Annotated in this window: 20 protein-coding genes; 11 read left to right on the forward strand and 9 right to left on the reverse strand. The window is 65.4% G+C overall.

Annotation, left to right across the window (positions count from 1 at the left end; translation table 11 throughout):
- The first annotated feature begins 39 nt into the window (after positions 1–39).
- On the forward strand, positions 40–648 hold the full coding sequence (locus H977_RS0131065) for a TetR/AcrR family transcriptional regulator (RefSeq protein WP_029111518.1): 609 nt from the start codon (positions 40–42) through the stop codon (positions 646–648).
- Here H977_RS0131065 and H977_RS0131070 read toward each other — a convergent pair.
- Genes H977_RS0131070 through H977_RS0131080 form a run of 3 tightly spaced genes read right to left on the reverse strand, consistent with a single transcriptional unit; the run spans position 631 to position 4335 of the window.
- The gene (locus tag H977_RS0131070; RefSeq protein ID WP_036477787.1) at positions 631–1710 is read right to left on the reverse strand and encodes an alpha/beta fold hydrolase; all 1080 of its coding nucleotides are present in this window, start codon (positions 1708–1710) and stop codon (positions 631–633) included. The two genes, H977_RS0131065 and H977_RS0131070, sit on opposite strands and share 18 nt — an antisense overlap.
- Entirely contained in the window at positions 1703–3319 is a 1617-nt protein-coding gene (locus tag H977_RS0131075) for a flavin-containing monooxygenase (RefSeq protein ID WP_029111520.1), read from the reverse strand. The genes H977_RS0131070 and H977_RS0131075 overlap by 8 nt, the downstream gene beginning before the upstream one ends.
- A complete protein-coding gene (locus tag H977_RS0131080) occupies positions 3316–4335 on the reverse strand; it encodes an NAD-dependent epimerase/dehydratase family protein (RefSeq protein WP_029111521.1) in 1020 nt (339 codons plus the stop codon). Before H977_RS0131080 ends, H977_RS0131075 begins: the two co-directional genes overlap by 4 nt.
- Before the next feature lie 79 nt (positions 4336–4414).
- On the opposite strand from H977_RS0131080, the gene H977_RS0131085 reads away from it, so the two are divergent.
- Positions 4415–5344: a TIGR03619 family F420-dependent LLM class oxidoreductase gene (locus H977_RS0131085; RefSeq protein ID WP_029111522.1), complete on the forward strand. Its 930-nt coding sequence runs from the start codon at positions 4415–4417 to the stop codon at positions 5342–5344.
- Here the strand turns inward: H977_RS0131085 and H977_RS0131090 are convergent.
- Together H977_RS0131090 and H977_RS0131095 are read right to left on the reverse strand one after the other, a co-directional pair.
- Complete coding sequence (locus tag H977_RS0131090) at positions 5331–5765, reverse strand: nuclear transport factor 2 family protein (RefSeq protein WP_029111523.1); 435 nt, start codon at positions 5763–5765, stop codon at positions 5331–5333. The two genes, H977_RS0131085 and H977_RS0131090, sit on opposite strands and share 14 nt — an antisense overlap.
- Before the next feature lie 57 nt (positions 5766–5822).
- Entirely contained in the window at positions 5823–7028 is a 1206-nt protein-coding gene (locus H977_RS0131095; RefSeq protein WP_029111524.1) for a cytochrome P450, read from the reverse strand.
- Between the two features lie 263 nt (positions 7029–7291).
- On the opposite strand from H977_RS0131095, the gene H977_RS0131100 reads away from it, so the two are divergent.
- The 3 genes from H977_RS0131100 to H977_RS0131110 are packed head-to-tail and all read left to right on the forward strand — an operon-like array spanning position 7292 to position 10610.
- Positions 7292–8308: a Rieske 2Fe-2S domain-containing protein gene (locus H977_RS0131100; protein WP_029111525.1), complete on the forward strand. Its 1017-nt coding sequence runs from the start codon at positions 7292–7294 to the stop codon at positions 8306–8308.
- Complete coding sequence (locus H977_RS0131105) at positions 8305–8922, forward strand: cysteine hydrolase family protein (protein ID WP_029111526.1); 618 nt, start codon at positions 8305–8307, stop codon at positions 8920–8922. The genes H977_RS0131100 and H977_RS0131105 overlap by 4 nt, the downstream gene beginning before the upstream one ends.
- 20 nt (positions 8923–8942) lie before the next feature.
- Positions 8943–10610 carry an acyl-CoA synthetase gene (locus tag H977_RS0131110; RefSeq protein ID WP_029111527.1) on the forward strand — a complete coding sequence of 556 codons (1668 nt, stop codon included), beginning with the start codon at positions 8943–8945 and terminating at the stop codon, positions 10608–10610.
- Here the strand turns inward: H977_RS0131110 and H977_RS0131115 are convergent.
- On the reverse strand, positions 10594–12081 hold the full coding sequence (locus H977_RS0131115) for an aldehyde dehydrogenase family protein (protein ID WP_036477981.1): 1488 nt from the start codon (positions 12079–12081) through the stop codon (positions 10594–10596). The two genes, H977_RS0131110 and H977_RS0131115, sit on opposite strands and share 17 nt — an antisense overlap.
- A gap of 159 nt (positions 12082–12240) precedes the next feature.
- On the opposite strand from H977_RS0131115, the gene H977_RS0131120 reads away from it, so the two are divergent.
- The 3 genes from H977_RS0131120 (at position 12241) to H977_RS0131130 (ending at position 15058) form a co-directional block, all read left to right on the forward strand.
- The gene (locus H977_RS0131120; protein ID WP_029111529.1) at positions 12241–13026 is read left to right on the forward strand and encodes an SDR family oxidoreductase; all 786 of its coding nucleotides are present in this window, start codon (positions 12241–12243) and stop codon (positions 13024–13026) included.
- An 89-nt stretch (positions 13027–13115) separates the two neighbouring features.
- Positions 13116–14348, forward strand: a complete 1233-nt coding sequence (locus tag H977_RS0131125) for a cytochrome P450 (RefSeq protein ID WP_029111530.1) — start codon at positions 13116–13118, stop codon at positions 14346–14348.
- Between the two features lie 11 nt (positions 14349–14359).
- Positions 14360–15058, forward strand: coding sequence for a TetR/AcrR family transcriptional regulator (locus H977_RS0131130; RefSeq protein ID WP_029111531.1), 699 nt, complete (start codon positions 14360–14362; stop codon positions 15056–15058).
- Positions 15059–15112: 54 nt separating this feature from the next.
- Here H977_RS0131130 and H977_RS0131135 read toward each other — a convergent pair whose 3' ends face one another.
- Both H977_RS0131135 and H977_RS0131140 read right to left on the reverse strand, forming a co-directional pair.
- Complete coding sequence (locus H977_RS0131135) at positions 15113–16648, reverse strand: aldehyde dehydrogenase family protein (RefSeq protein ID WP_029111532.1); 1536 nt, start codon at positions 16646–16648, stop codon at positions 15113–15115.
- 103 nt (positions 16649–16751) lie between these two features.
- Entirely contained in the window at positions 16752–18872 is a 2121-nt protein-coding gene (locus tag H977_RS0131140; protein WP_051289307.1) for a molybdopterin-dependent oxidoreductase, read from the reverse strand.
- Between the two features lie 130 nt (positions 18873–19002).
- Here H977_RS0131140 and H977_RS0131145 point away from each other — a divergent pair, with 130 nt between their 5' ends.
- The 3 genes from H977_RS0131145 to H977_RS0131155 all read left to right on the forward strand — a co-directional run bounded on the left by H977_RS0131145 (position 19003) and on the right by H977_RS0131155 (position 21897).
- On the forward strand, positions 19003–19428 hold the full coding sequence (locus H977_RS0131145; RefSeq protein WP_036477791.1) for a Zn-ribbon domain-containing OB-fold protein: 426 nt from the start codon (positions 19003–19005) through the stop codon (positions 19426–19428).
- A 14-nt stretch (positions 19429–19442) separates the two neighbouring features.
- Positions 19443–20591 (forward strand): thiolase family protein, encoded by a 1149-nt coding sequence (locus H977_RS0131150; protein WP_029111535.1) that lies wholly within the window; start codon positions 19443–19445, stop codon positions 20589–20591.
- Between the two features lie 73 nt (positions 20592–20664).
- Positions 20665–21897, forward strand: coding sequence for an amidohydrolase family protein (locus H977_RS0131155; RefSeq protein ID WP_029111536.1), 1233 nt, complete (start codon positions 20665–20667; stop codon positions 21895–21897).
- Here H977_RS0131155 and H977_RS0131160 read toward each other — a convergent pair.
- Positions 21894–22493, reverse strand: coding sequence for a TetR/AcrR family transcriptional regulator (locus H977_RS0131160; RefSeq protein WP_029111537.1), 600 nt, complete (start codon positions 22491–22493; stop codon positions 21894–21896). The genes H977_RS0131155 and H977_RS0131160 overlap by 4 nt on opposite strands.
- Between the last annotated feature and the right edge of the window lie 8 nt (positions 22494–22501).

The raw sequence follows: 22501 nt of genomic DNA on the forward strand, positions 1-22501 counted from the left end.
GAACAACTAAGTTAGTTGTCGACCGTCTAATATGCAAGGGTGCCTTCCCCAGCCCATGGCCTGACCCAGCCGGAACGCGTCGAGCTGTCCTCGCGCAGGCTGTTGCAGGCCGCCGCGGAACTCATCGTCGAAAAGGGTTGGGAAGCAACGACAGCCGCTGAAATCGGCCGGCGGGCCGGGTACAGCCGGGCCATGGTGCACGCCCGCTACGGCAGTAAGGACGCGATCCTCGACGCCTTCCAGAATGTGTACGTCGCGCGTCTCAATCCCGATCCCCAACCCGGCGCCACCGGACTACAGCAGGTGTTGGCGCATTTCGACCGGGTGCGGGAGATCCACGCCGAGGATGCCTCGGTGACGCGGGCGATGTTCGTGTCGGCGTTCGAGGCCGTCAAGACCACGTCTCCGCTGCGCGACGGCGTCCGCGCGCAATTGGCCGGGGCCGCAGTCAAAATCGAGGCGGGGCTGCAGGCGGGTATCGCTGACGCCTCCCTGCGGGCCGACATCGATGTCGACATGGCAATGCGGGACATCACCGGATCGATCTTCGGGATCGCATTCCAGTGGGTGGTGCTGCCCGAGGACCACGATCTCGATCATGAGATCGCCTGTGTCACAGCCAGGATCATCTCAACCTACGGCAGCTAAGAACTGTTCGGTCGCCTTCTGCACCGCGCCCGAGAACAGATGCCCGACGTGGCTGCCGTCGTGCCAGTGCAGTTCACCGCCCCACCGTTCATGCAGGGCCAGCGCCGAGGCCCGCATCGCCATCCGATCGTGCCATGCCCCCACGATCAGCCGGTGCTCGGCCAGTGGCAGCGTGGCAAGCGGATCGATCACCGAGGTCAGCGCCGTGACGATGCCGGACTGCAACTCGGCACCGGCCGCCTGCCCAGCCGATCCCCAGCGTCCGAGATGAAGCCCGATCATGGTGTTGAGCCCGAGAATGGGCGTGTACACCGCGACCGCGGAAACACGCGCGTCGAGATGCGAAACAAGAGCCGCCACAGCGCTGCCCAGCGACAGCCCGGCCACGGCGATCGACGATGCCCGCGGTTCGAGCCAGCCGATCAGCGCCCGCACCTCCGACACCGCCCGCATCGTGCCCGCCACATTGGCCAGCGGATCGCGGGCTGGATACTCGGGCCAGGAATTTCGCCGTGGCCCATGGCCCGGTTGCACCGGCAAGGCCACGTTGAAGCCCATGTCCCGCAAGCGTCGGACTCGCGCGACCAGCAGGTCCATCGGATCACCCTGTCCCGCCCCATGGATCCAGATGAGCCACGGCCGCGTCTCGTCGCCACAGCGGTACAGCCTCACTCTGGCCATGGCCACACCGCCGTGACCATCCGTGAGCACCGACGCAGGCAGCGCGGGTTCGTGATCGAACACCAGCTCCTCGAACGTCAGCGCGCCGAACCGGCGTGGTCGGATGTGTTTGACCTGCAGAGCGTCCGGGCAGATGTGCGCACTGTCGACATCTAGTGCGGCGAGTTCGGAGGCGGCGTCTCGGTAGTCGCCCACGGCACGCGGCAACTGTGGAGGCGGACCGGTCAGGGTCATCCCGGTCACCACCAGCTCGTCGAGCGTCACCTCGCCGAGTTGACGGAGCCCGGTCACGCTGAACGGATTCCAGTCACCGCGCAGCGCACCCACCGAGCGGGGCACCACACCCCCGAGTTCCCAGGCGATCCGTGCTGCCCTATGCAACGGTGAATCCCGTATAGCCGTCGCGCGCGATCTCGTCACAGCGGCGACGGTACTCGGGGATCCCCGCGGTGTATCCGAGGTACATCCGCTTCTTGCCGGGCACGTTGCCGCCGTTGTACCAGGAATTGCAGCTCGGGTGCACCAGCACCGTGGGCGCCACCAACGACGTGGTGTGCTCGACCCACTCAGCCTGTGCCTGCGTCGTCGCTTCGATGGTCCGGTATCCGCCGGCCCGCAGATAGGCGATGCAGTCCGCGATCCACTCCACATGTTGTTCCAGAGCGGCCACGAAGTTCGTTGCTGCCGAAGGACTTCCCGGTCCCTGAATCGTGAACAAGTTGGGGAAGCCCGCCACGGCCAGGCCCAGGTACGACAGCGCACCCTGTTTCGCCCAGTACTCCCCCAGCACCACCCCGTCGCGGCCACGCACGTCGATTCGGCTCAGGGCTCCGGTCATGGCATCGAACCCGGTGGCGTAGATGATCACGTCGAGCTCGAAATCGCCCTGCTCGGTCGAGATTCCGCTTGCGGTCACCTCCCGGATGGCTCCCCGACGCAGGTCGACGAGGGTGACGTTGTCCCGGTTGTACGTCTCGTAATAGCCCTGATCGATGATCGGTCGCTTGCAGGCGAACGGGTGGCTCGGTACCAGGGCCGCCGCCGTCTGCGGGTCGGTGACGATACGAGCGACGGCCCGGCCGTACAGGTCGGTGGCCATCCGGTTGGCGTCGATGTCGAAGAAGACGTCTCCCCAGTTGAGCGCACCCATCACGCCGTGTTCCTCGACAGCGCGTTGTTTCGCCTCTGGCGTCGCCGTCTTCACCGGTGGCCGCGCGAGCATCTCCAGCAACACCGAGAATGCGCTGAGCCGCGCCGCGCCCACCGGATGCTCACGTTGTGCGGCACGAATCTGTGCGTAGTCGGCCTTCAGGCGATCCAGCTCGCCGGGTTCGAACGGCCGCACCTGCCAGGGCAGTGTGAACGCGGGTGAGCGTTGAAACACCGTCAGCTGCTCGGCCTGCTCGGCCACCACCGGGATCAGTTGGACACCGGTGGAGCCGGTGCCGATCACACCGACGCGCTTGCCCGTGAGGTCGACGCCGTCGCGCGGCCAGCGGCTGGTGAACACCGATGTACCGGTGAATCGACTGGCCCCCGGAATATCGGGTTCCACAGGGACCGAAAGGATTCCGGTGGCCGCCACCACGAACGGCGTGTGCAGGATCTGACCGTCGGCCGTGGTGACGCACCATTCAGAGGTGGCCTCGTCGAACCTCATCGCCACGACCTCGGTACCGAAAGCGATATCGCGGCGCAGGTCGAGCCGGTCGGCGACGAAGTTCAGGTAGGCCTCGATCTCCGGCTGGGCCGGCATGGTCTCCGTCCAGACCCACTCCTGCTGGATCTCGTCGCTGAAGCTGTAGGAGTATTCGATGCTCTCGATGTCGCAGCGCGCGCCCGGATAACGATTGACCAGCCAGGTGCCGCCGACGGCATCGGCCTTTTCCAGAACGCGTACCCGCAAGCCGGATTCCCGGAGGCGGTGCAAGGCATACAATCCGGAGAATCCGGCCCCGACGACGATGGCGTCGAAATCCGGCGTACTCACAAGTCGATGACCTTCTCGTCGCGGTTCTTGCGGTCCACGTAGAACTTGGCTGCCCGGCCGATGAATTCTTCGGTCGGCCCGGGCTTCCAGCCGAGGTCACGGGTCGCCTTGCTGTGGTCGGCGGGCGAGGTCAGCCAGATCAGCCGCGCCGCGGCGAGGTTGATCGGAAAATCTGTGCCGAGCAGGCGATTGGAGATGCCCGCCAACCATCCGAAGACGTACAGCGGAGCCATGGGGATGCCGAACCTGGGTGGCCGGGCACCCACAGCCTGCGCGGCGACGGTCAACATCTCGCGCTGGGTCATGTAACGCTCGGAGACGATGTAGCGTCCACCGATTCGGCCATACTCGGCGGCCAGGACGAGGGCTTCCGCTGCGTCATCTATCCCGACCACCTCCGAGCCGACGCCACGCACATAGACGGGGAGCTTGCCGAACGCCGCCATCGCCACGAGCGCGCCCTGTTTCGGCTGCCAGTCGGGCGGGCCGTAGGGATTGGACACACACATCGCCACGGCCGGCAGACCGCGCTCCCTGGCATACGACAGCACCAGGTCTTCGGCTTGGCGCCGCGATTCGATGTACGGACCGCCCTTGCCGGCCCAGTTGAACGGGGTGTCCTCGTCGACGGTGGCACCGTCGTCACCGACGGCGATGGTTCCGATGGTGCTGAGGAACACGAACCGCTTTAGGTCGGCATCGACGGCCACCTCGAGAACATTGCGCAGGCCTTCGACATTGGTGGAGAACAGCGGTGCCGGGTCGGCCAGATGGGCTCGGGTGTCGACCACGCAGTAGAACACCACGTCGCGGTCGGCCATGGCCGCCGCCACCGCTTCGGTGTCGAAGACGTCGCCGTAGCACCGTTCGACCTCCACGCCGTCGATGCCCCTGGTCGAACTGTTGCGGCGCAGCAGCACCCGTACGTCATCTCCACGCTCGACGAGTTGCCGGGTGACACAGGCGCCGACGTTTCCACTTGCCCCCATGACGAGTACTTTTCGTCGGCGATCCATCGCTACTCCATCCCGGTTGACGATCAGCGATCGATGCTACGGTAACGCTTACAGTATTACTCCGGAACGGAAAGACGGATTGAAGTACACCCTGGAATACCCCAGCGAGCTGCCCACCGCACCTGACGATTTCCTGCAGCCGGAGGTCATCCGGGCAGTAGTCACCCAAGCCGAAGCGGCGGGCTTCGCAGCGGTCGCATTGAGCGAGCATCCGGCCCCGTCGGTCAAGTGGCGGAACAACGGTGGCCACAACACTCTCGACCCGATCGCCGCGCTGAGCTTCATGGCAGCGGCCACCACGCGCATCCGGTTGATGACCAACCTGTACGTGCTCCCCTTCCGCAATCCGTACCTGTCGGCCAAGGCCCTGGGCAGCGTGGACCTGATCTCCGGCGGCCGGCTCATCGCCGGCGTCGGAGCGGGTTACCTGGGATCCGAGTTCGCGGCGGTGGGCGTCAGCCTGGAGCGCCGCGCCGAGCTGCTCGACGAAGCACTGGAGGCGTTGCGCGCCATCTGGATCGAGCCCGAAAAACCGGTTACCGGTGCTGATTTCGCCGCAGTGGGACCGGTGTGGCTGCAGCAGCCGGCTCAGCGCCCGCATCCGCCGATCTGGATCGGCGGGAACGGTGCCGCCGCGATCCGGCGTGTGGTCGAGCACGGCAACGGGTGGATGCCGATCATAGCCACGCCGGGAATGGCGGCGACGATGCGCACCGCGGCCATCGAGAATGCCGATCAGTTCAGCTCCGCCGTGCGGCGCCTGCGCCAGCGCCTCGCAGATGCCGGCCGCGACCCAGCCACCGTCGACATCCAGGTGGTGTGTCCGCCTGTCGACCTCGACGACGATGCATCGGTTCGGCACGCGCGCGAGGCGCTGGCCGAACTGGAGGGTCACGGCGCCACCTGGGCGGTCATCCACGTGGACGGCGGCAGCCCGCAGTCCGCGCTCGACTACATCAAGGCGTTCGGCGAGACCGCAGACCTTTTTACAAACGTCAGGCAGTCTTGAATTTCAACACGGTTCTGGTCAAGTGCAGGCTGGTGATCTGCCATGTGCCGTCACGCTTCTCGTACGTCTCGTGGTAATGCCCGGCTCCGTGCAGCTCATTGCCGTCGGCGAAGAACAGCATGTCCTCCATGGCCCAGATGCCGGTCGCGGTGGTGTCAGAGGTCAACGTGATCTCGGGTGTGTGGCAGTGGTGCACTGTCGCCGCATGCTCGACGCCGCCCCACACCACCGGAAAGAACTCGTCGAAGCCGTTGAGCGGTGGAGCGGTCTGCGGATCGGCGCCACCGGTCGAGACGGCCATGTCCAGGGTGACGACGACGTCTTCGGCGAACAGGCCCCGCCAGGCTTCGATGTCCTTGGTGTCCAAGTATCGGCAGTACCGGGCCTTGAGCTGCTTGATCGCCTCGATGTCATCGGACAACGGGTCACCTCCTGGTCGATTGAGCTGGACTATATCTCTCGTCTGGCCGGTGCTCGATCAGCTCAGCACACGAACCGGCACGTTGCTCCAGCCGGCGACGTTCTGCATGTTGACCCGCTTGCAGCCGTCCCAGTCGACTTCGTAGCGCGGCATGAAGTCCAGCATCTTGTCCAGCGCGATCACACTCTCCAGCCGTGCCAACGCCGCGCCCAGGCAGCTGTGAATCCCGTAGCCCAGCCCGAGGTTCTGCGCCTGGGCACGATCGCGGTCGACGTCGAAGCGGTCCGGTTCGGTCCACGCCTCCGGGTCCCGGTTGGCGGAACCACCCACCAGGAAAACCGGCTTGCCCACCGGGATCGTCACCCCGTGCAATTCGACCTCGCGCATCGAACGGCGCACGTTGTATTGCGCCGGCGCCTCGTAACGCAGGAGCTCCTCGACGGCCGCCGGCACCTTGCTGCGATCGTCGAGCAGCTTCTGCCATTCGCCGGGATTCTGCGCGAACACCACCGCCGCGTTGCCGAGCAGCTTGGTCACCGTCTCGGCACCGGCGCCACCGAGAAGCGTGGCGAATTCGGTGATCTCGATGTTCGTCAGCGGGGACATCTCACCGTCGTCCCGCTCGATTTCGGACTCGATCAGCTTGCTGATCAAATCCTCGCCCAGTTCGTCGCGCCGCTTCTTGATCAGCCGGAAGTAGTAGACGGCCATGTTGACGGCCGATTCCATCCCTGCCGCACTCATCTCGATTTCGCCGGGCTCCCGGTGGAGGAGATCGTCGATCCACAGCCGAATCTGTTGGTGGTCTTCGTCGGGTACACCCTGCAGGGTGGTCATCACGTCGACGGGAAAGAGCGCCGAGAAGTCCTGGACGAAGTCGAACCCGGCCGGGTCTACTGCTGAAAGGTGCTTGTCCACCAGCTCGGTCACGAGTTCCCGTTTGGACTGGATCGCACGCGGCGTGAAGACCTTGTTGAGCAGGCTGCGCATCCTCCGGTGCGCCGGCGGATCCATGGCGATGATCGAACCATGCTCGGTCACATCGCCTTTGCGGACCTGGGCGAGGTCGACGCCGTAGGCCGAGGAGTAGGTCTCGTGGTCCTTGAACGCGGCGGCGACATCCTCATGACGGGTCAGCGCATAGAAGTCGTACTGCTCGCTGTAATAGACCGGTGCATGCAAGCGCATCTGGCGGTACATCTCGTAAGGACTGTTGAAGAAGTCCTCAGAGAACGGGTCGAACACCACCGTGGCCGCAGTCATCGATCATCCTTTTCCGACTCTGTGACGAGTCACGGTCCGCGACATAACCTCCGACCAGGTCGCCCGGCGCTGCGGGGACGGTCAAACCTGCTTTTGTAAACGCTACCGTAAGCCATTCAGTAGAATCAACATCACGGTCGCGTCCGCCCGGGCACCATCGCGTTCCACGCAATCGCGATGTGGACCCTTTCTCTCCAGAAACCACTACTGTAATGTCTTCCGTACCTATGGGCTACGGAGTGGAAGCAGGGAGGAAGCCGGCCATGAAAGTGCCGTTCACCTGGAAGGTCACCGGCTGGTTCATGATCGGTTGGTCAGCGGAGTTCGCAGTTGGTGACGTGAAGGCGCTGAAGTACTTCGGCGAGGATCTCGCGGCCTACCGGGACGAATCCGGTGAGCTACATGTGCTGGAAGCCCACTGCAAGCATCTGGGCGCCCACATCGGGCACGGTGGCAAGGTGGTGGGCGACTGTGTCGAGTGCCCGTTCCACGGCTGGCGGTGGGGCCCCGAGGGCAACAACACCTATATCCCCTACCAGCCCGACAAGCCCAACCGCGGTCTTCGGCTGCGTTCGTACCCGGTCAAGGAGCAGTACGGCTGCATCTTCATGTGGTACCAGCCCGCCGGTTCGGAACCACAGTGGGATCTGCCCGACATCTTCCACAAGTTCCCGCAGTTCGAAACCGATCCGGATGCGTACTACCGGCCCTATCCGGAGTTCTCCAGCCGGGCCGACGCGATCCCGGTGCATCCGCAGATCGTGGCCGAGAACGGTCCTGACAGTTCGCATTTCCGGTACGTGCACGGCGCCACCGTGACGCCGGTGTGCCTGCACTGGGAACATGTCGGCGAGGAATGGCGGTTCCTGACAGGCTGGCCCGACGCCCGCAGTGACGATCCAAACAAGATGGCACTGAGGATTCACAGTCACTTCTCGGGGCTGGGGTTCGCGATGAGTGCCTTCGAGGGTTCCTCGAATCACCGGTTGATCTTCGCCTGCACGCCCGTCGACGACGAGGTGTCGGACATGTTCTATTCGATCTGGTGGCCCAAAATTCCGGGTGAGACGTCCGACATCCCACCCGAGCAGGTACGCAGACAGGTCGAGAAGCAGTTCCTCAAGACCGTGTGGGAGGACTGCGACATCTGGCGCTACCAGAAGTACGTCGAACACCCTCCACTGGCCAAGATCGATGCGAAACCCTATATGGCCATGCGTAAGTGGGCCACTCAGTTTTACGAGGTTCCTCCGGTCGAGAGTGCTGCCGCCGGCGTATGAGACCCGATCTGAGAGAACTGGTCACACCCGCGCACACCGCGATCATCACCCAGGAATGCCAGGGCGCGGTGGTCGGGCCCGACGCCGGGCTGGCCGCACTGGCCGACGCGGCCCGCCACGAGGCGCTACCCAACATCGCCCGGTTGCTGCCGGTCGCCCGGGCCGCCTCTGCAAAAGTGGTGCATTGCCTCGTCCAGAGACGCCCGGATGGACTGGGCTCCAACCACAACGCCAAGATCTTCGCCATCGGCCGCAACGACGTCGGCATCCTGCCCGGCACTCCGGGCGCCACCCTGCTTCCCGAATTCGGCCCGGAGCCAGACGATCTCGTACTGTCACGCTGGCATGGCCTGGGTCCGATGGGCGGTACCGATCTCGACGCGATCCTGCGCAACCTCGGGGTACGCACCATCGTGGCCGTCGGCGTATCGGTGAACATCGCAATCATCAACTTGGTGATGGACGCCGTCAATGCCGGGTACCGGGTGGTGCTCCCCCGCGACGCCGTGGCCGGGATCCCGAAAGCCTATGCCGACGCGGTGATCGACAATACGCTGTCCCTGCTGGCCACCGTCACCACCACCGACGACCTGCTGCGCGCCTGGCAGCGCTGATCCGCCCACTAGGAGATACCGTGCAGTTCACCGTTCCGGCTGTCGCCGAAGCCGTCGCCGCCGCCATCGGAGACCGTCCGTTGATCGTGCAGGGCGACAGGCGCTACACCTATCGCCAGATCGTGGATCGGTCGAATCGCCTGGCGGCGTACCTGCATTCGCGCGGACTGGGTGCGCAGACCGAACGCGCCGAGCTGGCAGGTCACGAGGTGGGTCAGGATCTGCTCGGGATCTATGCTTACAACGGACCTGAGTTCGTCGAGTCCATGCTCGGTTCCTTCCGAGCCCGCGTTGCCCCGTTCAACGTCAACTACCGCTACGTCAAGAACGAACTGCAATACCTGCTGGCCGATTCCGGGGCGTCCGCTCTCGTGTACCACGCCGCCTTCGCACCGCGGGTCGCCGAGGTCCTGCCGGAGCTTCCGGGGCTGCGGGTCCTGATTCAGATCGCCGACGGCTCGGGCAATGACCTGCTCGACGGCGCAGTGGATTACGAGACGATCGTCGGCACACCGTCGCAGGGTGCCGTCCCCGTCGAACCCAGCCCGGACGATCTCTATGTGCTCTACACCGGCGGGACCACCGGAATGCCCAAGGGTGTCTTGTGGCGCCAGCACGACATCTTCATGACCGCGTTCGGTGGACGCAACATGATGACCGGCGAGAAAGCGGCCTCTGTCGATGAGATCGTCAGCCGTGCGGCCGAGAATCCCGGCACCAAGCTGATGATCCTGCCGCCGCTGATCCACGGTGCGGCCCAGTGGGCCGTGATGACAGCGATCAGCACGGGCCAGACGGTCGTATTTCCCGGCGTGGTGGACCGTTTCGACGCCGATGACGTGGTGCGCACCATCGAACGCGAGCAGGTTCTGGTGGCGACGGTGGTGGGTGACGCGATGGCCCGCCCGCTGTTGGATGCGATCAGAGCCGGCGTCCAGAACGGCACGGTGGATGTGTCGTCTCTCTCCGTCGTGGCCAACGGCGGCGCACAGCTCACCCCGTACGTCAAACAACAACTCATCGACGCCAAGGAGAACCTCATCGTCGTCGACGGGGTGGGTTCGTCGGAAACCGGCGCTCAGATGAGCCACATGTCGGCATCCGGCGCGGTCTCGACCGGCACCTTCAACGCCGGACCCGATACCTGCGTGGTGGCCGAGGATTTCACCGCGGTGCTGCCCGCCGGCCACGATGGTCTGGGGTGGCTGGCACAGCGCGGGTTCGTGCCGCTGGGCTACAAGGGTGATGCGGCCAAGACGGCGGCGACGTTCCCGGTCATCGACGGCGTCCGTTATGCGACGCCCGGTGACCGGGCCCGCCATCTCGACGGTGGTGTCATCGAGTTGCTCGGCCGTGACTCGGTCACCATCAATTCCGGTGGCGAGAAGATCTTCGCCGAGGAGGTCGAATCCGCGATCGCGTCACATCCGGCGGTGCGGGATGTGGTGGTCACGGGCCGGCCGAGTGAACGCTGGGGGCAGGAAGTGGTGGCGGTCGTCTGTTTGGCCGAGGAGGCATTGGCTGACGGTCCGGTCGATGCCGACGACCTGATCCGGCACGCCGAATCCTCGATCGCCCGCTACAAGCTGCCCAAGGCCGTGGTGTTCCGCCCGGCCATCGAGCGCAGCCCGGCGGGCAAGGCCGACTACCGCTGGGCCCGCGAGCAGGCGATCAGCGAAATTTCCTGAGCCGGGCGGCGGTTCGGCTGCGGGCTCGCCGCAAGCTGAGGTCGGCCATGAGGCGCATCGGCGCGGTGAACGGTCTGGCCGCCTGACCGGTGACGCTGAACGGCAGGTCGCTGCCGACCACGGTGCGGTAGTGGCTGAACGTGTCGAAACCCGCCTTTCCGTGGTAGGCGCCGGTTCCGCTGCGCCCGACGCCGCCGAACGGTGCGCTCGACGGAATCATGTGGGCGGCAAAGTCATTGCGGGCCACGCCACCGCTGCGAGTATGGCTGACGAAGTGCCGGAAGTCAGCGTCGTCGGGGCCGAACCAATAGGCCACCAAAGGTGACGGGTTGGCGTTGATGTGGTCGATGGCCTCGGCGAGTGCGGAGTAGCCGCGGACGGCGAGCACCGGTCCGAACACCTCCTCGTTCGCGATCCGCATCCGGTCGTCGATGTCGCGCACGATGGTCGGAGGGATCTTGCGCGAACCAGGATCCGGCAGGATCTCTCCTGCCGGCACGACGGAGTCGATCCGCGCGCCATGGCCTCGCGCATCGGCGATCAGGCCGACCACCCGGTCGAAGTTGGCCTGGTTCACCGAGGAGCAGTAGTCGGCGTTGTCGATGATGGTGGGAAACAGTCCACTCAGCGTCGCGCGCGCAACCGCGACGAACCGGTCCACCTCAGCGTCGGGTACGAAGACATAGTCGGGGCATACGCAGACCTGGCCACCATTGACCATGCGGGCCTGGGCGATTCGACTCGCCGCACGCTCGATGTCGGCTCCGGGCGCAACCACAACCGGGTTCTTACCGCCCAGCTCCAAGGTCACCGGAACCAGGTTGTCGGACGCGGCCCGGGCCACCAGCGCCCCGATCGAAGGTGAGCCGGTGAAGAACAGGTGGTCGAACGCCAGGCCGGCGAACTCGGCGGCCACCTCCGGTCCGCCAGTCACGACCTGCAGTTCGGTGGCGTCGAAATACCTCGGCGCGGTCGCCGCCATCAGCTCCGCGGTAGCAGGGGTGACCTCCGACATCTTGATCATCACGCGGTTGCCCGCGGCGAATGCCGCCGCCGCCGGCAACACTGTCAACTGGACGGGGAAGTTCCACGGACCGATGACACCGATGACACCGAGTGGACTCGGCAGCACCTCCGCGCGCAGGCCGGCGAACCGGGCTGTCCGCATCAGCTTCGTCGCGCGCATCCATTGCGGCACATGGGCCCTGGTGTCCTCGATGACCGAGAGCATGCCCAGGATCTCGGCAAAGAATGCCGCCGATCGCGATCGCGATCCGTAATCGGACGCGGTGGCCGCCACGAATTCCTCGGAGTTGTCCAGGATCATTGCGAGCAGGCGGTCGATGCGGTTGCGGCGCAACGCGACATCGGGCGGACCTTCGGCGATGAAAGACCGGCGGGCAACCGTCAGCAGCTCGTCCAACCCGTCACGCTGCGGCCGCACCGCCGCACGCTCGTCGGTCGCGCTCATCGTTTCGTCTCCTTGCAAGACCCACATCACCACCGTGCCGAAGACCGTTCCGGTAAGCCTCACGGTAGCACCCTCGAAGCATGTCGCAGACGATTGTCCGACCGGCCGGAATTGTTTACAGTCATCCTTACTGTCGTTCATTCAGTGAGAGGTCGGCGCATGTCGGAAAGCGCACGCAGAATCGTTGTCGTCGGGGCTGGATCCGGCATCGGAGCGGCCACCGCGGCGCACTTTCACCAACGCGGCGACCACGTGCTCGCCGTCGACCTGCGCACCAACGAGACACCGGCTTCCGAACACGCCACCTGCGACCTACGCGATGCCGATGACATCGCCAGGTTCCTGAGCGAGATCGGTGACGGCTGGGACATGCTGGCGCACGTCGCAGGAGTCCCGGGCACTGCACCGGCAGCCGACGTCCTGAAGGTCAACTATCTCGGCATGCGACTGATGGTCGAGGGCATGTTGCCGCTACTGCGGCAGGGCGGCTCGATCGTCACGGTGGCATCGACCGCGGCGTTGGGCTGGCAACAACGCCTCGACATCCTCGACGGGCTGCTCGAGCTCGCCGACGGAGATGCGGTGGCGCAGTGGCAGACCGGACAGGATCCGAACTTCCCTGTGTACACCACCTCGAAGCAGGCCGCGATCCTGTTCACCAAACGGCTGGCGGGACCGGCCTGGTCCAAGTACGGGGTGCGGGTCAATACCGTCAGCCCCGGCCCCGTCGAGACACCCATCCTGACCGATTTCGAACAGACCATGGGCAAGGACGTTCTCGATTTGGTTCGGGCGACGGTGGGCCGGCACGCCACGGTCGACGATGTGGTGCCGCTGATCGCCTTCTTGGCATCTCCCGAGGCACGCTGGGTCAACGGTCAGGACATCCAGGTCGACGGAGGCTTCATCGCGTCGATGAGCAATGGGGCCCCGATCGCCCTCTGACGGTCCACATGCGATCGCACTTCATTACTGTAATATTTACAGTAATATGCATCAGCATCGTGAATCCCGTGCGAACGGTGGGGTGAGCTGTGGAAAGTGAAGTGCAGGACGTCGCTGCCGGCGAAGCCGCCGACGCGTCCGCCACCGGCACTGCCGCCCTACTACGCGATCCGTACCCGATCTTCGCGTGGCACCGCGCACAGCACGGGGTGTTTCGCGGCTCTGTGATGGACTGGTCCAAGACGCCCGATTCGCTACTGCCAGAACACCAATTCGCGGCCGTGTCATTCGACGCGGTCAATACCGTGTTCCGGGACGGCAAATCGTTCAACTCGACGATCTACGACAACACCATCGGCCTCTTCATCGGCCCCACCATCCTGGCGATGCAGGGCAAAACCCACCGCGACCATCGCAACCTGGTCTCGGCCGCCTTCAAGTCGCGTTCGCTGCAACGGTGGGAACCCGAGATCGTCCGCCCCATCTGCGAGGCGCTCGTCGATGAGTTCATCGAGGCCGGCACCGCTGATCTGGTGCGCGATTTCACCTTCGAATTTCCGACTCGGGTGATCTCGACGCTGCTCGGCCTGCCTGAGGAAGACTTGCCCTGGTTCCGGAAACGGGCCGTCGAACTGATCAGTTACACGGTGAAGTACAAGCGCGCTTTCGAAGCCTCCGCGGCGTTGAAAGACTATTTCCTCGGCCAGATCGAGCTACGCCGCTCCAAGCCCACCGACGACATCATCGGCGACCTCGTCACCGCCGAGATCGACGGCGAGAGGCTGACCGATGAGGCCATCTATTCGTTCCTGCGGCTGCTGCTGCCCGCCGGGCTGGAGACCACCTACCGCTCTTCGGGCAATCTGCTGTACCTGTTGCTCACCCACCCTGAGCAATTCGCCGCCGTGCAGGCCGACCATGGGCTCATCGGCCAGGCGATCGAAGAGGGATTGCGGTACGAGACGCCTCTCACCACAGTGCAACGCTCGGCTACGCGGGACACCGAACTCGAGGGTGTGGCGCTGCCGGCAGGCGCGGTGATCGACGTCTGCATGGGTTCTGCCAACCGCGACGAGAACCGGTGGGAAAGGCCCGAGGAGTTCGACATCTTCCGGAAGCGGGTGCCACACATCACCTTTGCCGCTGGAGAGCACACCTGCCTAGGACTGCACCTGGCCCGGATGGAGACCAGGGTGGCCATGGAGAGCCTGCTCGGCCGGGTCCGCGGTCTCGAGCTGGTCACCGATGACGGCCCGCACATCTACGGGCAGCCGTTCCGCTCCCCTACTGCCATACCCGTCACGTTCGACCCGATCCGCTGAAGGACGATGCCATGGTCAGGCCCGTGAACACCAGTGGTCGTCAACGCCGCGAACGCGGGTCGATCAGCGTCGACGAAATCCTGCGCGGCGCTTTCGAAATCGCCGACGAGGTGTCGATCGACAACCTCAGCATGCCGCAGCTGGCCCGGCATCTCGATGTCGGGGTCACCAGTATCTACTGGTACTTCCGCCGCAAAGATCAGCTGCTCGACGCGATGACCGAGCGCGTCCTGCTCGATTACGACCTCAGCGTGCTGTCCATCGACGCGGACACCTGGCGGGACTCCCTGCGCATCCATGCCCACCGCATGCGCGAGATGTTCACCGAGAATCCGATCATGTGTGATCTCATCCTGATCCGCGGGACCCGCGGCGTGCCGGCGGCCCGCATCGCGCTGGAGAAGATCGAGCAGCCGGTGGCCGCGCTGGTGGCGGCCGGGCTCACTGCCAAGCAGGCTTTCGACACCTACACGGCCATTTCGGTGCTCGTCCGCAGTTCCGCTGTGCTGCAGCGCTTGCAGAGCCGGACCGCGGACGATCAGTTTCCCCGCGAGTACTGGGAACAGGTGATCGATGCCGAGGCGATGCCGCTGATCGCCTCGATCCCGGGGCGCGGCTACCGAATCGGCATGGCCGACGACGGCAACTTCGACCACATCCTCGACAGCATTCTCGATCGTGCTGAGGCATTCTGCCGAGCAGACGCATAATCGCACTCCCGGGTACGCAAATGTGCGAGTTTGCGTCTGCTCGCGGAAAGACCGCTAGTGCCGGGGCAGCCGCCAGCCGATCGTTTTGGTTTCGGTGTACTGAGCGAACCCCTCTATGCCGCATTGTCTTCCGACGCCACTGTTCTTGTACCCGCCGAATGGGGCGTCGGCCCCGTAGTACATCCCGCCGTTGACACCGATGGCGCCGGTGCGGATCCGCCGGGCGACGCCCATCGCCCGCTCCGATGACGCGGACATCACCGCGCCGGCCAAGCCGAACGCGCTGTCGTTGGCGATCCGCACCGCCTCGTCGTCATCGTCGAACGGCAACATCACCAGCACCGGACCGAACACCTCGTCCTGGGCGATCGCCGATCGTGGATCTGCCCCGACGATGACGGTGGGTGCCACGAAGTGCCCGTCGCGCAGATGGCCTGCCAAACCGGCGACCTCGCCGCCGCCCACCGCGATGTCCGCGCCGTCGCGTCGCGCACCGTCGATGGCGTCGAGCACCCGTTGCTTCTGCGCCGCACTGATCAAGGGGCCGACGAGCGTGGTCGGCAAGGCGGGATCGCCCACCGGGACCGCTCCGAAGGCCATCGTCACATTGGCAACCGCCTCGTCGAACAGGCTGCGGTGCACCAGCATCCGGGTGTTGGCCGCACACGCCTGCCCGGCGTGCACGCAGGCTCCGATGGCGCCGGGGATGATGTGGGCGGCCTTCGCGTCGTCGAGCACGATCATCGCCGACTTGCCGCCGAGTTCGAGGAATGTGCGCTTCATGGTGTCGGCGCCGACGCGCATCAGATGCCGGCCGACTGCCGTCGACCCGGTGAACGACACCATGTCGACACGCGGGTCGGTGCCCAGTCGCCCGGCCACCTCGTTGGACGGCGTGGGCACCACATTGACCACGCCGGGTGGCATGTCGGTGCGCTCCGCGATCAGCCGGCCCAACCGGGTGGCATTCCACGGGGTGTTCGGATCTGGTTTGAGCACAACGGTATTGCCTGCGGCCAGCGCCGGCCCGAGCTTGTTGAGGATCACCTCGATCGGGAAGTTCGACGGGGTGATCGCGGCCACCACACCGACCGCCTCTTTGACCACCGTGCGGGCATTGCGCTCACCGAACAGCCCGCCGCCGTCGAGAGTCCGCTCCCATTCGAATTCATCGATCAGGCGGGCCGGGTACCGCAGCGCATCGGCCAGCGGCCAGTCCAGCTGGGCATTTTCCGTCGTCATCGCCGGGCATCCCACCTCGGCGATCAATTCCTCACGCAGATCGTCCTTTTCGGCCTCGATCGCGGCCTGCAATTGGGCCAGCACGCGCCGACGCAACTCACGATTGGTGCTCCAGTCGGAATCGTCGAACGCACGCCGGGCAGCCCCGATCGCGTTATCCATATCGTGCGCACCGGCGGCCGCAGTCGTCCCCAGCACCAGACCGGTGGCGGGGCTGAGGTTGTCGAATTCGGCACCTGAGGCCGCGGCCACCAGCTCGCCGTCGATCAACATGCGTTTCTCGGCCCGCCCGGCGGCCCGTTTCCCGATGTCGACACTGGTGACGGCCTGATCGACGACTTCGCTCACGCCCACAACTGTAACACTTACAGTAATACCCTCGACCGCCGAAATGGCATTCCAGCAGAGAAAGTTCGAGCAGGGACCTGCCGGAATGCCGTTTCGCGGAGGATCAGCAGCGTTCCACCTGCACCGGCACGCCCGTCAGCCAGGACATGCCGGCCAGCGCCTCGACATCGCCCGGATCGCTCGACATCAATTGATTGACATTGGCCCCACCCGCCTGATTCGCGATCCGCCAGCCGCCACTCCCCTTGTGCCCCCAACCATGCGGTATCGCGACCGTGCCGCGCATGATGTCGTCGGTGAGTGACAGCGCGATGTCGATCTGGCCGTACGGTGAGCGCACCCGCACGGCGTCGCCGTCGGACAACTGCCGGGAGGCGGCATCGTCGGAATGCATGAGTGCGCACTGAGTCCTGTTGCCGCGCATCAGCAATGGCGAATTGTGCAGCCAGGAGTTCTCTGATCGCGATTCCCGCATGCCGATCATCCGCAGCGGATAGCCGTCCGGCTTCGTACGTTGCGACAGTCCGGCGATCTCGGCGGCGATGTCCACGTGCGCGAGCCGAACGCGCCCCTTGGGGTACACGACGACCTCACCGAGCACGCCGGTACGGATGTCCGGTGCCACCACCACGCCGTGCGGATGTTGCTCGACCAGGCGGCGGAACGTCAGCCCGCCGCGGCGCAACCCGAAACGGTCACCGCCGTCGGCCATCCGGATCATCATGTCGATCATCGGCCGCGGGCTCATACGCTTGCCGCGCCGCGCAGCGCGTCGGGCCGCCAGCCGAATCGCCGTGAAAACTGGTGTGCGCACGCCCATGCGGCCAATCAGGTCGACGATGATGTCCCATTCGGTGCGGGCCTGCCCCCGTGGCGGCACCACCGCATCGGTGGCCTGACGGAACGGCGTGGCCTGGAACATCTGGAACGTAACGGCGAAGTCGTCGCGCTCGTACATGGTCGTCACGGGCAGCACATAGTCGCAGTGCGCGGTGGTCTCGTTGACGTAGAGATCCAGCCCGACCGCGAGGTCCGTTGCCTCCAATGCGTCTTCGAGTTCTCGGCCGTTGGGGACAGACAGCACCGGATTGCCGGCACCGATGAACATGGCCCTGACCTGTCGGCGACCCGGCGTGGTGATCTCCTTGGCCATGAACGCGGCGGGCTCGGCTCCGATCACCAACGGCAGGCCGCCGACCCGCGTGCGTTTGTTCCGGTAGCTGCGGCGCAGCGAAGCGCCCATCGCCAGCGATCCCCATTTCTGACCGGGAATGCCGAGTGTGCTGAAAACACTGCCGCCCGGGGTGTCCAGATTGCCGGCCACCAGATTGACAGCGTCGAGCAAGTACGTCGTCAGCGTGCCGTTACGGCCGACGCAGGTGCCGAGCCGGCCGTAGACGGCGGCCCGTTCTGTGGCGGCGAGATCGCGAGCCAGTGTGCGCACCGTATCCGCGTCGATGCCGGTGTGCCGTTGCGTGGCCTCCGGGCTGAACCGCATGGATTGCGCGCGCAGCCAGTCCAGCCCGTCGGCCTGGGTTGCCGCCCGCGAACTGACCAGCCCCTCGGCGAACAACACCTGCAAGATGGACAACAGCAGGTAAGCGTCGGCATCCGGGACGATCCCCAGCCATTCGAACTGGGCAGCGGTCTCACTGCGCCGAGGATCGATGACCACTACCCGCCCGCCGCGCCTGACGATGTCGTGCATGCGGTCCTTGATCCGCGGCGCGGTGAGGAAACTGCCGTGGGACACCACCGGATTCGCGCCGAGCATGACCAATAGATCGGTACGCATCACATCCGGGATCGGCACGGGAAACGGGGCACCATAGAGAAACTGGTTGGCCAGCAGGCGGCTGCTGGTGTCCTGGGTGGACGAGCTGAAAAAGTGACTGTCACCGCCGATGCCCTTGGCGAATGCCATCGCGGCGAACAGATGCGAATAGCTGAAGGCCGCCGGATTGCCCATGTACCACGCGAGCGCACCCGATCCGTGGCGGCGGTGGATCTCGGTGAGCCGCGCAGCGATGTCGTCGAGCGCCGTATCCCAGCTGACCGGTTCGAAACCGTCCCCAGCGCGTTTCAGCGGCGTGGTGATCCGGTCCGGATCGTTGACCACCTCGGTGAACGCGATGCCTTTCTGGCAGGCGAATCCGGCCGAAAGCGGGTGATCTTTGTCCGGGCGCAGGGCGGTGAGCCTGCCGTCCTCGACCGTGGCGATCATGCCGCACAGGGGCTCGCAGATCCGGCAGAACGTCACCTTGGACTCGGCCTTGCTCTCGATCACCGGAACTAGGTTACTGTAAGAGTTACAGTTGCTATACCCTTTTGGTCGAACACGGAGGATCGCACGCATGCAGAAGGCCCTTGCGCCGGGTATCTCGACCTGGCCCGACGCCGCCCCGCAACTGATCGGCTGCCGCTGCACCGACTGCGCGGCCACCACCTTCCCCGCCCAGGCCCGCTGCCCGCGATGCAGCAGCGCCAACACCGCCGAAACACTGCTCCCCCGCCGCGGCACCGTCATCGCCTGGACCACCCAGGGCTTCCCACCCGGAGCCCCCTACAAGGGACCCACCGGAAAAGACTTCACCCCCTTCGGCGTCGGCCTCGTCGAACTCACCGACGACACCGGCCCCGTCCTGCGCGTCGAGGGCCGCCTCACCGAAAACGACCCAGCCAAACTGCAATTCGGCATGGACGTCGAACTCACCATGATCCCCTTCACCACCGACGAAGAAGGCAACCAGGTTGTCACCTTCGCCTTCCAGCCCATCTAGAAAGGCCGCGCAACATGACCAATGACGTAGCGATCATCGGCGTCGGCCTGCACCCGTTCGGCCGGTTCGAGGGCAAGTCCGCGATGCAGATGGGGGTGGACGCGGTCTTCGCCGCTGTCGCCGATGCCGGGGTGGAGTGGCGCCAAATCCAAGCTGCAACGGGAGGCAGTTGGACGGTGGCCAACCCGGACGCCATCGTCGGGATGGTCGGGCTGAGCGGTATCCCGTTCACCAACGTGTTCAATGCCTGCGCCACCGCGGCCAGCGCCACCAAGGCGTGTGCTGACGGAATTCGGCTCGGCGACTACGACATCGGCATTGCCGTCGGCTTGGACAAGCACCCGCGCGGCGCGTTCACCGAGGACCCGGCGCTGGTCGGGATGCCCAGCTGGTACGCGGAGAACGGCCAGTACCTCACCACCCAGTTCTTCGGCATGAAGGCCAACCGCTACCTGCACGAGCACAACATCTCGCAGCGCACGCTCGCGAAGGTGGCCAACAAGAACTTCCGCAACGGCGCACTGAACCCGAACGCGTTCCGGCGCAAGCCGATCAGCGAGGACGACATCCTCAACTCGACGATGCTCAACTATCCGCTGACCCAGTACATGTTCTGCGCTCCCGACGAGGGTGCGGCCGCGGTGGTGATGTGCCGGGCCGACATCGCCCATCGCTACACCGACAAGCCGGTATACCTCAAGGCAGTCGAGGTCCGGACCCGGCGTTACGGCGCGTATGAAGTCAACACCACCTGCGCACCGGTGGAAGAGGACGTCGCACCGACCGTGTACGCCGCGCGTGCGGCGTTCGAAAAAGCCGGGGTGTCGCCCGTTGACGTCGATGTCGTACAGCTCCAGGACACCGATGCCGGCGCCGAGATCATCCACATGGCCGAATGCGGCTTCTGCGCCGACGGTGACCAGGAGAAGCTGCTGGCCGACGGCGCCACCGAGATCGGCGGATCGCTGCCGATCAACACCGACGGCGGGCTGATCGCCAACGGCGAGCCGATCGGCGCCTCGGGTCTGCGCCAGATCCACGAGCTGGTACGCCAACTCCGCGGCGAGGCCGGCGACCGGCAGGTGCCGGGCAGCCCGCGCGTCGGCTTCGCCCAGCTCTACGGCGCCCCCGGCACCGCCGCCGCCACGGTCCTCACACTTTGATTGCCGGGCAGTCCCCCAGAGGGGGTGCCCCGCTTGCGGGGGACTGCTCGCGGGAGAAAGGGAACCCACCCACATGACTGAACAGTTCAGGGACGCACCGGTTTTCGATGCCGACCAGCATATGTACGAGACGGGCGACGCCCTGACGAAGTTCCTGCCCGAGCAGTACAGCCGCGCCGTGCAGTACGCCCAGTTCGGCCGTCAAACCCGCATCGTCATCAACAACCGGGTCACCGACTTCATCCCGAATCCAACCTTCGAACGTGTCGCGGCGCCAGGCGCGCACGAGAAGTTCTTCGCCGGGGAGAACACCGAGGGTCAGACTCTGCGGGAAATGCAGGGCAAGGCCATCGAGGCCCCCGCCGCCACGCGTAACCCCGAGGACCGCGTCAAAGAACTCGACCGCCAGGGTGTGGTCGAGGCGCTGAACTATCCCACCCTGGGCAGCCTGGTCGAGCACTCGAGCGCCGACGACCCGCAGCTGACGCTGGCGATCGTTCACGCGCTCAACGAATGGATCCTGGAACACTGGAGCTTCAACCACGCCAACCGGGTTTTCTCCACACCGATCATCAACCTCTCCGAAGTCGATGCAGCGCAGCGTGAACTGGCATGGATCCTCGAGCGCGGCGCCAAGGTCGCGTTGATCAAACCCGGCCCGGTCAACGGTCTGCACGGCTGGCGGTCCCCCGCTCTACCGGAGTTCGACCCGTTCTGGCGTGACGTCGAGGCCGCCGGCCTGCCGATCGTGCTGCATGCCAGCTATCCCCCACTCGACGACTACGTCAACAAGTGGGAACCGCCCTACACCCAGAACTTCATGGCGCAGAGCGCCTTCCGCTGGATGGTGCTGGGTCACCGCGAGATCGCCGACATGCTGACGGCGCTGATCTGCCACGGCACCCTGACGCGCTTCCCCAAGCTGCGCATCGCCAGCGTCGAGAACGGCAGCAGCTGGATCTTCCCGCTGTTCCACGACTTCGCCGACCTGTACAAGAAGATGCCGCAGAACTTTCCCGAGCATCCGCATGACGTATTCCGGCGCAACATCTGGGTCAGCCCGTTCTGGGAGGGCTGCGTTTCCGACGTCGTCGAAACGGTCGGCTGGGACAAGGTCCTGTTCGGCTCGGACTACCCCCACCCTGAAGGCCTGGCCGAGCCGAGAGGTTTCTGGAAGTACGCCGAGGGCATGGACATCCGCCGCACCTACGACTTCATGGGCGACAACGCCCGGCGCTTCATGGGTCTGCCGATCGCGAACCCGGATCCCGAAGCCGTCCGGCCGCCGGCATTGACCGGAGCCTAGACGGAGTGGTCCGGCAACGGCGGAAGCGGCTGGGCGTCCGCGGGATTGAGGGCATCGAGCATCAAGCTCAGGTACCGGCGACGCAGTAGCGGCGGTTGATCGAGCGCCACGGACGCGGCCGTGACCATCGCGACGAAGGTCGGCACGTCGTCGACGGTGAGATCTGCACGCAGGTCCCCGGCCGCCTGGCCCTGTCTCACCACTGCCGCAAGTAGGTCACGCTTGCGACTGAACAGCCGGGCCGTCAGCTCGGTGAGGTGATCCAGCGACGGTAACAGCGGACGCTGCAGATACATGAGCTCGGCCAGCCGCTCGATCACATCGATGAATGCCTCACGCGGGGCATCGCTGTCGATCAGCGCCAGGATCACGGGCTCGACCTCGGTCGCGAACGCGTCCTCGTATACGGCCGCCGCCAGTGCCTGCCGGTTCGGGAAGTGGCGATACAGCGTCGCGTTGCCGACACCGGCATGCGCGGCGATCTGGTTCAACGTCGCAGCGGCGCCACGTGCGGCGAAGACCTCGCGGGCAGCTGCGACGATGCGGCTTTCATTGGCGTAGGCGTCGGTCCGACGACGGTTGGGGCGTGCAGGCATTTCCGATC

This window comes from Mycobacterium sp. URHD0025, assembly GCF_000426065.1.
GTDB lineage: Bacteria > Actinomycetota > Actinomycetes > Mycobacteriales > Mycobacteriaceae > Mycobacterium.